Genomic DNA, 11,729 nt, shown 5'->3' on the forward strand with positions numbered 1-11,729 from the left:
TACCTTGTTATTCGAATGAATGTTTTTTATTCAACCTGGTTGTTTTTTAATTAATTCCAACAAGCAAAACTTTTAATCAAACAAACGAAGGAAATTTAACCATGTTGAAAATTGTTAAAACCTCTTTAGTCATAGCAGCGTCTACCTTAGCTTTCTCACATACAGCGCAAGCAAACGATGTAAACGAAGCGCTAGCCAACATTTGTACCATTGTGCAAGCAGACGACAAAGGTGAACTGCGCAAAAAAATGCGTCGTGTGCAATCTGACTTTAAGTTAAAACTTCGCGATTACTACTCTGGTGTTTCGTGTGGCGGACAAAGTCTTATTAGAACAGCTTTAAGCAACAATGCTGTTGAAGTAGGCACACTATTGGTGAAAAAAAACTGCCAAGTAAGGATTTGACCCAGCCAGAAGCCGACGGTAAGACTCTTCAGGCTTGGATTGCAGAACAAGGCTTACAGAGCTCTCCTATCTCTGCCGAACTGAACGATAGAATTTAAGCTATTCACATTACCATGTGAGCCCATTCAACATGGTTGCAGCAATAGCTGCATTCGAAGGCCCCACTGCTACGGGGCCTTTTTTATTGGGCTAATTCCGCTTCATACCCCCGTCCAAACCCAAAGGTATACTTTGGTATACCCTGTTATTTTACAATATGTTTTTCAATTACTTAGTTTGAGGTTAAATACATCTCAACGAACAAACATAATCTTAAAAACAACAAACGAAGGAATTTAACCATGTTGAAAATCGTTAAAACTTCTCTAGTAATTGCAGCATCTACTTTAGTTTTTTCTAACGCAGCGCAAGCAAATGACATTAACGAAGCCCTTGCAAATATCTGTACTATTGTACAGGCAGATGACAAAGGCGAACTACGCAAAAAAACTGCGTAGCGTACAGTCAGATTACAAGCTTAAGCTTCGCGATTACTACTCAGGTATTTCTTGTAACGGTCAAAGCCTTATCCGCACGGCCATTACTAACAACGCAGTGGACGTAGGCACACTACTTGTAAAGAAAATGCCAAGTAAAGACCTAGCGGCACCTGAAGCTGACGGCAAGACTCTTCAAGCTTGGATTGCAGAGCAAGGCCTTCAAAGCTCACCAATTTCAGCTGAGCTTAACGGCAGAATCTAATAAAACATTTAAGTCACACCATGTGATACACCAGTTCAACATGGTAGCGGCAGGATGCCGCACTGGAGGCCCCTTTTTGGGGCCTCACCCCTTTCTACTCCCTAAAAAGTCATTCTTTTTGCCTTTACCTATCCGGCCTTTTTAATACTACCTTTGTAAAGTTTCGGCGTACCAATGGGTATCGTGGCTGCTATTCACTGCTTGCTGAGTTTTTGTCATTGAGGTCATAGATACCTTTCTTATCTTCAAAAACAAAAAAACCGAGCTAAATAACGTATCCAAAAAACTTGGTTACCTATTTGCTCGGCTTGTCGTGCGCACTTTTACCTGCGCACGAGTTTTATTGCTCGTTTAACTACTATGGCATTACTCGATAGCAAACATGCTCTCTGGCATAGACATCAAGTTGTCAGCGCCTGATTGCATTGCAGAAACAAGAGAACGAGTACGTGTTAACAAGCGGTCAAAGTAGAAACCCGTCGTTAAGATCTTGCTCTGGTAAAACTCAGTTTCTGTACTACCGGCATCGAGTTGCTCTTGTGCCTTCACTGCCATTTTAAGCCAGAAGTAAGCCACGGTGACGTAACCCGAATACATCAGGTAGTCAACAGACGCCGCACCTATTTCATCTGGGTTTGACGCGGCGGCTTTACCAATATCCATAGTAATTTGCTGCCATTCGTCAAGGTGAGAACTCAGGGCATTAGTCCAAGCACTAAATTGGGCGTTGTCGCGAAGCGAGTTACAGTAGTCACGTACTTCTTGTACAAATACATTAAGCAACTCACCGTTAGAGCCCATTACTTTGCGGCCTAATAAGTCTACCGCTTGAATACCAGTAGTCCCTTCATACATGGTACAAATACGCGTATCACGCGCTAGCTGCTCCATGCCCCACTCTTTGATAAAGCCATGTCCACCGTAAACCTGCATGCCATAGCTGGTTGATTCTTGTGCCGTTTCGGTTAAAAACGCTTTTACAATAGGCGTTAAGAAAGCAAGTTTAGCTTCAGCTTCTTGTTTCTCGGCCGCATTATCACCGTAAAGGGTAACGTCAACCATTTGCATGCAATAAGCGGCAAGCGCACGATTTCCCTCAGCAAACGCCTTTTGCGTCAATAGCATACGGCGCACGTCAGGGTGCACGATAATCGGGTCGGCCGGACCATCTGGGTTTTTACGCCCGGTCATTGAGCGAAACTGAATGCGATCTTTCGCGTAGCGCAGCGCACCTTGGAATGACGCTTCCGATGCCGCAAGACCTTCTAGACCAGTACCAATACGTGCTGTATTCATAAAGGTAAACATGCAATTTAGGCCACGGTTTGGTGGGCCAATTAAGAAACCTTTTGCGCCGTCAAAGTTGATAACACACGTTGCGCTGGCCTTGATGCCCATTTTGTGTTCAATACTGCCACACGCAACTGCATTTCTATCTTGCTTTTCGCCTTCTTCAGATACATTGAATTTAGGCACCACAAATAGCGAGATACCTTTAGTGCCCTCTGGTGCGTCAGGCAAGCGAGCCAACACGATGTGTACGATATTTTCAGACATATCGTGTTCACCGGCAGAGATAAAAATCTTTGTGCCCGTTAAGCTATAGCTGCCGTCTTCCTGAGGCTCGGCGCGACATTTCAGCATGCCTAAGTCTGAGCCACAGTGCGCTTCGGTTAGACACATTGTGCCTGTCCACTCACCGCTTACCAGTTTTTCAAGAAACATTTTTTGCTGCAACTCAGTGCCGTGGGCTTTTAATGTTTCCATACAGCCCTGACTAAGGCCTGGGTACATGGCCCACGAGTGGTTCGCGCCTGAGAACCATTCAGCAATGATAGAAGACAATGAATATGGTAGCGCTTGACCACCAAATTCTTCTGGGTGAGACATACTTGGCCAGCCACCCTCTACGTAGGTTTGATACGCTTCTTTAAAGCCTTTCGGCGTCGTTACTTCGCCATCAACCCACTTGCACCCTTCTTCATCGCCTGATGCGTTAATAGGTGCAAGCGTGTTTTCAGAGAACTTAGCAGCTTCTGCAAAAATTGCAGACACTAAGTCTTCAGACGCTTCTTCGAATCCCAGCTTCTGATAGTGATTTTGATAATTTAGTAGCTCATGTGTTACAAACATGGCGTCACGTTGTGGAGCTTTATAACCTTCCATACCCAATACCTATATAACTTCAAATAGACCAGCAGCGCCCATGCCGCCACCGATACACATGGTGCAAACTACATATTTCGCACCACGTCGTTTACCTTCGATGAGTGCGTGACCCACCATGCGAGCACCGCTCATGCCGTATGGGTGACCAATAGAAATGGCACCGCCGTTTACATTTAATAATTCGTCTGGAATACCTAACTTGTCGCGGCAGTAGAGTACCTGTACTGCAAATGCTTCGTTAAGTTCCCATAGACCGATATCGTCCATGGTTAATCCATGCTGCTTTAATAGCTTAGGAATGGCGAATACCGGGCCAATTCCCATTTCATCAGGTTCACAGCCTGCAACTGCAATACCGCGATAAATTCCAAGTGGCTGAGCACTGCCTTTCGCTGCTGACTGCTCATCCATAATAACTGTTGCACTTGCGCCGTCTGAAAGCTGGCTCGCGTTGCCAGCTGTAATGCAGCCGCTTTCAATAACAGGGTTTAACGCTTTCAAACCTTCAAGAGTAGTTTCTGGGCGATTACCTTCATCTTTAGACAAGGTGACTTCGCGCTCAGAGGTTTCACCCGTTTCTTTATTGAAGACCGCTTGAACTGCTGTAATAGGTACAATTTCGTCGTCAAACTTACCGGCCTCTTGCGCTGCTGCTGTGCGCATTTGACTTTGGTAGCCGTACTCATCTTGTACATCGCGGCTAATGTTATAACGCTTGCCTACCACTTCAGCGGTTTGAAGCATCGGCATGTAGATATCTTTGTGCTTAGCAACAAGTGCAGGGTCAACGGCACGGAACATATTCATGTTCTTGTTTTGTACCAGTGAAATAGAATCTAAACCACCGGCTACCATAATGTTGGTATCGCCAGTACGAATAGCATTTGCTGCTGTAGCGATGGCGTACATACCTGAACTACATTGACGGTCAAGGGTCATACCCGCAACCGTAACAGGAAGGCCGCCGGCAAGCCCGGCTAACCGGCCGATGTTCATACCACCGCTGCCTTGTGTGAGCGCTGCGCCCATGATGACGTCATCTACGCTAGCAGGGTCAATACCCGCACGAGATACCGCATTTTCAATGGCATGACCACCTAACGACGGCGCGGGTAAGTTGTTTAGTGCGCCTTTATAGGCACGGCCTATTGGTGTACGTGCTGTACTTACAATTACTGCATCACGCATATTACTGTTCCTTCGTATTGCGCAAAATTCAGCTCAACTCTGCTCGTAAAGCTAAATTTCACGTTTTCTTTAGTGTGCGTAACGTAAGCCGCTAACGGCTTACGCCTTACTCATTACTATTTTTTAAAAAACTAGGCTTTTGCGTTATAGCTTCTAAAACTGCCGCCCTCTTGGGCCAGCTTTACCAATAAATCACTTGGCTCTAACCACATCTTTCCGTATTCGCCAAGCTGATCGCGATAAGTGGTTAGCTTATCTAAAATGGTCCCAAGCCCTACTTCATCGGCATATTGCATAGGGCCGCCGCGGTACACTGGGAAGCCATAGCCGTAAACATAAATCACATCAATATCGCTAGACTTTGCCGCAATACCTTCCTCTAAAATCGCCGCACCTTCATTGATCAGTGAATACATAACACGAACAAGAATTTCTTCATCGCTGATGTCAGAACGCTGTTGAACGCCTAGGCGTTCCGCTTCTTGCTTAGCAATTTCAAGTACTTCAGGGTCTGGGATAGGAACGCGACTCCCTGGATCGTAGTTGTAAGCACCACGCCCGGTTTTTAGCCCGTTGCGCCCTTTCTCTACAAGGCGATCTGCAACCGCGCCGTAGGCGGGATCGTGGGAAATGTGTTCTTGGCGAGATTGACGCACATAGTAACCAATATCTAAGCCCGCCATGTCGCCCATCGTGAACGGCCCCATTGGCATGCCAAATTCTGTTAAAACGCGATCAACCTGTTCAGGCGTCGCTCCTTCAAGAAGCAATCGATTGGCTTCACGACCGTAAGGTTCAATCATACGATTCCCCACGAATCCAAAGCATACACCTACTAACACGGCTACTTTCCTAATGCGCTTAGCCATCTTCATGCAGGTTTTGATAACTTCGGCGGATGTCTTTTCTGCTTTAACCACTTCAAGCAGCTTCATAACATTGGCAGGCGAGAAGAAATGCAGGCCAATCACATCTTCTGGGCGTGACGTCGCGGTAGCAATTTCGTCTATGTCCAGTGTCGATGTATTCGAGGCCAAAATAGCGCCGGGCTTGCACACTTTATCAAGCGTTGAGAATACTGTTTTCTTTACTTCCATTTTCTCGAACACAGCTTCGATGACTAAGTCGACATCAGAGAGATCATCGTATGATGTGGTGCCAGATAGCAGCGCCATGCGACGTTCTACTTGTTCTTGAGTAAGCTTGCCTTTTTTCGCAGAGTTCTCGTAGTTCTTGCGAATGAGTGCAAGACCCTTTTCCAGCGCCTCTTCTTTAAGCTCAAGCATAGTTACGGGAATACCGGCATTAGCAAAGTTCATTGCAATTCCGCCCCCCATGATACCTGCGCCTATAATTGCGACTTTTTCGATACTGCGCTCTGGCGTGTTCTTATCAAAATCACTCACATGACCTGCCGCTCGCTCTGCAAAGAAGAAGTGCTGCTGTGCTCTGGCTTGTGGCGTGTTCATACATTCCATGAACAACTTGCCTTCGTTTTTAAGGCCATCGTCAAACGCTAACGTATACGCGCCGCGCACTGCCTCAATACACTTAAGGGGAGCGAAAAAGCCACGGGTCGCTTTTTTCGTTTGCGCTGTTACCGCATCAAACACGCCTTTAGTTTCATCTGTCATCGTAAGCGAAATGTCGCAAGTACGTTTGATGGCTTTATCTGGCGTAAGGCCCTGCAGATACGCTTTGGTATCTTCAAGCAAATGCTCTGGTTTATCGGAAATTTTGTCAAAAACACCTGGTAACTTCACTACTGATGTAGGTTTGCCCGTTACAATCATTTCAAGGGAAGTTTGAACATCGGCTAAACGCGGAAGGCGCTGCGTACCGCCAGCCCCAGGCAAAATTCCAAGATTAACTTCTGGAAGGCCGACTTTGTTGCCCGCAAAAGTAATGCGGTGGTGACACGCTAACGCTACTTCTAACCCGCCGCCAAAGGCTGGCCCGGGAAGTACGGCAACCACGGGTTTTGTCGCGTTTTCTATCTTGTCTAAAACTTCAGGCAACATGGGCGACAAATCGCCACCGGAAAACTCACTGATGTCTGCACCACCAGAAAAAATGGGTAGTGAAGAAGTAACAACGATTGCTTTCACGCTTGCATCGTTAAGCGCACTTTCTATACCTTCAATTAAGCCAATTCTTATTGCGCGTGATAGCGCATTTACCGGTGCGCTTTGCATTGTAAGGGTGGCAACACCCTGCTGCACTGCGTATTCGACAGCTTTATTTTCCATCTCAGTCATAACCATGTCCTGTTTATCACGTTAACCGGATGTTATTGCAGTGTTGCCAATCATCCAAGTTTATTGGTGTTATAGACATTCATCATAATATTTAATAACACGCCCCAACCCGTTAGCGGGTTCATTTTTGTGTTTAGCGCTAGCTACGACTCGCTTAAGGATTAATTGACAGCTTGAAGAAGGAGTGTTTTTGTTAAACATGCAGTACAGGTTATTACATTTTATTTACATAAGGATGGTGAACGATGCAAGTCCTCAAAACACCGGAAAGTGCTTTTGATAAAATACCCGACTTTCCTTACGTGCCTCGGTATGTCGCAGTTACCGATACGATAAGCAGTGAAATTACGATGGCGTACTATCAGTGTGGCCCGGCTGACGGCCATACCATTCTATTAATGCACGGCGAACCCACATGGGCCTATTTGTACAGAAAGATGATGCCTATATTAGCAAAGGCGGGGTTTAACGTAGTGGTTCCCGATTTAATAGGCTTTGGCCGTTCTGATAAGCCAATGCGCAAAGAGGACTATACCTACGCAAGGCACGTTATCTGGCTTAAAGAATGGTTTACTCAGGTTGTTAAAGGACCGACTACATTGTTTTGCCAAGATTGGGGTGGGCTTTTGGGGTTACGACTTGTCGCAGATATGCCGGAGCGCTTTACTGGTGTAATGGTATCTAATACAGGGTTACCTACTGGAGATCATCCGGCAAGCGACGCGTTTATAAAATGGCGCCGTTTTTCTCAAGATACTCCGGTTTTTCCCACTTCGGCCATTATCCAAAACGCTACGGTATCGGATTTACACCATACTACCCTAGCCGCCTATGACGCGCCCTTTCCAGACGAAAGTTACAAAGCAGGTGCGCGAATGTTCCCTTTATTAGTGCCCACAAGTCCGGATAATCCAGAGGCACAAGCCAACAGGCTGGCGTGGGAAAAACTGAAACAGTTTAACAAACCTTTTATTACTGCGTTTGGCGACAGCGATCCAATAACCAAAGGCGGCGAAAAGATATTCCAGAAACTAGTCCAAGGCTGCGATGGCATGGCGCACACCACGGTTAAAAACGGCGGACACTTCATTCAAGAAGACCAGGGTGAAAAGTTAGCCGAATTACTTATACGGTTTATTCAACAAACACATCAGTCAACAAATTAATAGGAGTTTACCATGGATGCACTACTCGACTTTACGGGGCAAGTAGTACTAATCACCGGCGCAGGCAGTGGCTTTGGCCGCTTGCTATCGTTAGGTCTTGCTAACCGGGGCGCGAAACTGGTTCTTTCTGATATCAATGAAACAGCCCTTGAAGAAATTCAGCGCGATGTAAGTACATTAACCGATGTTGCAGTGCTAGCTGGTAACATCGCGAGCGAATCACTCAATAAAGAGCTCGTTAACAAGGCGATGGAGACATTCGGCCGATTAGACATTGCAGTCAACAATGCGGGTATTGCTCATCAGCCCGCTCCTGTTCACCAGATGACAGAAGAAATCATAGACGCTCAGTTTGCCGTAAATGTAAAAGGCGTTATGTTCGGCATGAAATATCAGATTCCCGTCATGCTAGCGCAAAAACAAGGACACATATTAAATGTAAGTTCTCTTGCCGGTTTGGGCGGCGCGCCTAAAGGCGGCGCTTACGCGGCGGCGAAGCATGCGGTTTCAGGTATTACCCGAACTGCTGCCGTTGAATATGGGCGTAAAAATGTAAGGGTTAACGCAATTTGCCCGTTCTACAGCCCTACCAATATACTCAATGTGGACGGCTATAACACGCCTGAAGCCCGCGAACAGCTGGGTATGGGTAGCCCGATGAAGCGTTTAGGCGAGCCTCAAGAAATCGTCAATACCATGATGCTCATGCTGTCACCTGGCAACAGTTACATGAATGGACAAACCATCGCCGTAGATGGCGGTGTTACGGCGTGGTGATAAAAACGTTGCCCATAAGCTTAGCAATAAGTATGGAAACCAATACCTTGGTATAACCCGTAACCTTTAGATTTCTCTCTACTTTAGTTGTAATAAAGGTGAACAAACAAAACCGATTAAAGAGGCGAGTGCAACCGCCTCTGCAATCGACCCGTCACTGCAAAAGAGAAAAGTGTGATGATAAAGCCAAGTAAAAACATTTTCTTATCGCTCGCGCTAAGCTTATTCGCCATTGTTTTTACTCCTGCTCTGGCTCAAGAAGCACCACTTTCGTTAACCAGTGTAAAAGAAATAGCCTCTAACCCAAGCAATAAGAAACAGCGCCTCAATAAATCGCTGGCACTTAACGCTGTTAAACGCACTACCTCCTTAGTTCCTCAACGCAAAAAGCCATCGAACGGCTTGTTTCTCATTCATAGCGTACTCCCTAACAGCCGTACCAGCGCTGAATAATTACCATTTAACAGTCTTAAAGCTAGCGTAAAAGACGGACGAAACGGTAACGAATGATAAAGGCGCTTAAACACCTGATAGTTGTAATGTTGCGTTAGCGCTTAATAAACTGAAAACTCAAAGGATAAACCCAAAGTTCCCCTTTGTTTGCTTTTACCGCTGCTACAATGGCAAAGATAACGTTCAGCAAGCCAAGTGCGATAAACCCAAGTGCCCCGATGATAATGAAGGTGAGAATAAAGCAAATTACTGAGTAAACGAGTAAGCTCAGTAGCCAATTAGCGGTCACTCTGCCATGCTGGTTAATATCTTCGTTTTGATCTTTATGTGCAATCCAAAGCACTATCGGTAAAATAATACCAAGACCGGGAATAACAAAGCTCGATAACTGAGAAACGTGGATCAGTGTGCAATAACTGCGGGCATTTAGCCCCCAATAAAGTGGCGCTTCCGTTGACATAAATTTCCTTATAATTGAATAAATGTGTTGTGTTAAATTTGTTTTACAAAATCTACGCAGCGTTACACAATGCTAGCGCATGTCTATGTGAACGTCGATTCACTTTAAGAACAAAATAATTAAAGGACAAAGTATGCTCAATCATAAACGTACTCTGATAGCAGCACTGGTAAGCCTATCGCTTATAGGATGTGGCGAAAGTACTACGCAGACAGAAACCCAAGCGGCACTGACCGCAAAAGACGCAAAACAGTTCCTCCAGCAAGCACAAGATGATATTGCGAAGATGCAGGTACCCGCTGCGCACGCAGAATGGAGCTATGCGACCAATATCAATTTCGATACCGCTGCGGTAAGCGCCTACTTTAATGAAGTGCTATCAACAAAAGTAGCAAAGTTAGCCAAAGAAGCGGCCAAATTTAATGATGTAGATGTGGACAGTGATACCCGCAGACAACTCGATTTATTAAAAAATGGCTTAACCATGCCACCACCTGCAGATGCAGCTAAAGCTGAGCGCTTAGCCAAGATTGGCTCTGACCTAAGTGCCATGTACGGCTCGGGTGAGTATTGTAGCGTAGATGGGACGTGCAAAAGCTTAGTAGAAATGAGCAGTGAAATGGCCACCCTTCGTGACGCCGATAAATTATTAGAATATTGGGCAGGCTGGCGCGAAATATCTAAACCAATGGCACCGCTTTACGCAGAACAAGTGGAGCTGGCAAATGAAGGCGCGGCAGAGCTGGGTTTTGAAAATGTGAGTGCACTGTGGCGCGGCAAATATGATATGCCTGCTGATGAGTTTCCCAAAGAGCTAGACCGCTTGTGGACGCAAGTAGAACCTTTTTATGAATCACTTCATTGTCATGTACGCGCAAAGCTTGGTGAACATTACGGTGAAGATGTAGTACCTCAAGACAAACCCATTCCGGCCCACCTTTTAGGCAATATGTGGGCACAGTCGTGGGGTAACATATACGATATCGTAAAACCTCAACAAGAAATGCAGGTTCCAGATGTAACCGCGGCGTTGGCTGAACAAGGCTATGACGAAATCGCTATGGTTAAACAGGCTGAATCATTTTTCTCATCCCTAGGCTTTGAGGAACTGCCAGATACGTTCTGGGAACGCTCTATGTTTCAAAAACCAGAAGGCCGTGACGTACAATGCCATGCTTCTGCGTGGGATTTAGATGACAAAGACGACCTTCGCATAAAAATGTGTATTCAAAAGACAGGCGAAGAGTTCAACGTTATTCACCATGAATTAGGTCACAACTATTATCAGCGCGCCTATAAAGATCAGCCACTGCTCTATCGCGGTTCAGCTAACGACGGTTTCCATGAAGCGATTGGCGACACTATCGCGCTATCGATTACGCCTAAATACCTTAAGCAAATTGATTTGATTGATGAAATCCCAGATGCGTCGAATGATATCGGCATGTTGATGCAGGTAGCGCTTGATAAGATCGCGTTTATTCCTTTTGGTTTAATGGTTGACCAATGGCGTTGGAAGGTGATGTCGGGGGAAGTAACACCTGACCAATACAATGACCTGTGGTGGGAGCTTCGAGAGAAGTATCAAGGTGTGATGGCACCTGTCGAGCGAAGTGCAAATGCCTTTGACCCAGGTGCAAAGTATCATGTACCAGCAAATGTACCCTACACGCGCTATTTCCTAGCGCACATCCTTCAATTCCAGTTCCACAAAGCCTTGTGTGATATAGCTGGTGATGAAGGCCCGCTAAATCGCTGCTCTATTTACGGCAGTAAAGAAGCCGGTAAGGCGCTAAACGAGATGCTGGAAATGGGCATGAGTCAACCGTGGCAGAACGCGTTAGAGACACTAACGGGCTCGCCGCAAATGGATGCTAGCACCATCGCTGATTACTTCGCGCCGCTCAAAACGTGGTTAGATAAGCAAAATGCGACACGCCAGTGCGGTTGGTAGTCACTACGCTCTATAGGCAAAATTTAAAGCGTACTTAGTAAATAAATATGCCCCGAATGTTCGGGGCTTTTTTATACAATTTAAACTTTGGTCCCATTGAAAGTTTCGGGCATTCGGGTAACGTTGCGCTATGAACTTTATTTAACAATTAGCGTTATT

General features: G+C 45.8%; 8 protein-coding genes and 2 pseudogenes. 6 read left to right on the top strand and 4 right to left on the bottom strand.

The features are described 5' to 3' along the window. Positions 1-101 precede the first annotated feature (101 nt). Positions 102-502 (top strand): annotated as a pseudogene (locus ACX5J7_RS18705) (DUF3718 domain-containing protein). Positions 503-745: 243 nt separating this feature from the next. Then, positions 746-1,145, top strand: a pseudogene (locus ACX5J7_RS18710) (DUF3718 domain-containing protein). Positions 1,146-1,511: 366 nt separating this feature from the next. Here ACX5J7_RS18710 and ACX5J7_RS18715 read toward each other — a convergent pair. The 3 genes from ACX5J7_RS18715 to ACX5J7_RS18725 all read right to left on the bottom strand — a co-directional run bounded on the left by ACX5J7_RS18715 (position 1,512) and on the right by ACX5J7_RS18725 (position 6,760). Next, positions 1,512-3,311, bottom strand: a complete 1,800-nt coding sequence (locus tag ACX5J7_RS18715) for an acyl-CoA dehydrogenase C-terminal domain-containing protein (RefSeq protein ID WP_020745823.1) — start codon at positions 3,309-3,311, stop codon at positions 1,512-1,514. A 9-nt stretch (positions 3,312-3,320) separates the two neighbouring features. Beyond that, positions 3,321-4,502: an acetyl-CoA C-acyltransferase gene (locus tag ACX5J7_RS18720; RefSeq protein ID WP_278382891.1), complete on the bottom strand. Its 1,182-nt coding sequence runs from the start codon at positions 4,500-4,502 to the stop codon at positions 3,321-3,323. Between the two features lie 131 nt (positions 4,503-4,633). Next, on the bottom strand, positions 4,634-6,760 hold the full coding sequence (locus tag ACX5J7_RS18725; RefSeq protein ID WP_498707863.1) for a 3-hydroxyacyl-CoA dehydrogenase NAD-binding domain-containing protein: 2,127 nt from the start codon (positions 6,758-6,760) through the stop codon (positions 4,634-4,636). A gap of 245 nt (positions 6,761-7,005) precedes the next feature. Here ACX5J7_RS18725 and ACX5J7_RS18730 point away from each other — a divergent pair, with 245 nt between their 5' ends. From ACX5J7_RS18730 to ACX5J7_RS18740, 3 genes are all read left to right on the top strand, one after another. Further along, a complete protein-coding gene (locus tag ACX5J7_RS18730; RefSeq protein ID WP_012518225.1) occupies positions 7,006-7,926 on the top strand; it encodes a haloalkane dehalogenase in 921 nt (306 codons plus the stop codon). Between the two features lie 12 nt (positions 7,927-7,938). After that, the gene (locus ACX5J7_RS18735; RefSeq protein WP_012518224.1) at positions 7,939-8,703 is read left to right on the top strand and encodes an SDR family NAD(P)-dependent oxidoreductase; all 765 of its coding nucleotides are present in this window, start codon (positions 7,939-7,941) and stop codon (positions 8,701-8,703) included. A gap of 177 nt (positions 8,704-8,880) precedes the next feature. Continuing rightward, complete coding sequence (locus ACX5J7_RS18740; protein WP_020743436.1) at positions 8,881-9,156, top strand: hypothetical protein; 276 nt, start codon at positions 8,881-8,883, stop codon at positions 9,154-9,156. 94 nt (positions 9,157-9,250) lie between these two features. Here the strand turns inward: ACX5J7_RS18740 and ACX5J7_RS18745 are convergent, their stop codons facing one another. Further along, entirely contained in the window at positions 9,251-9,616 is a 366-nt protein-coding gene (locus tag ACX5J7_RS18745) for a DUF4870 domain-containing protein (RefSeq protein ID WP_012518222.1), read from the bottom strand. 133 nt (positions 9,617-9,749) lie between these two features. Here ACX5J7_RS18745 and ACX5J7_RS18750 point away from each other — a divergent pair, with 133 nt between their 5' ends. Then, the gene (locus ACX5J7_RS18750) at positions 9,750-11,570 is read left to right on the top strand and encodes a M2 family metallopeptidase (protein WP_333969886.1); all 1,821 of its coding nucleotides are present in this window, start codon (positions 9,750-9,752) and stop codon (positions 11,568-11,570) included. Positions 11,571-11,729 lie beyond the last annotated feature (159 nt).

Source organism: Alteromonas infernus, from assembly GCF_902705815.1.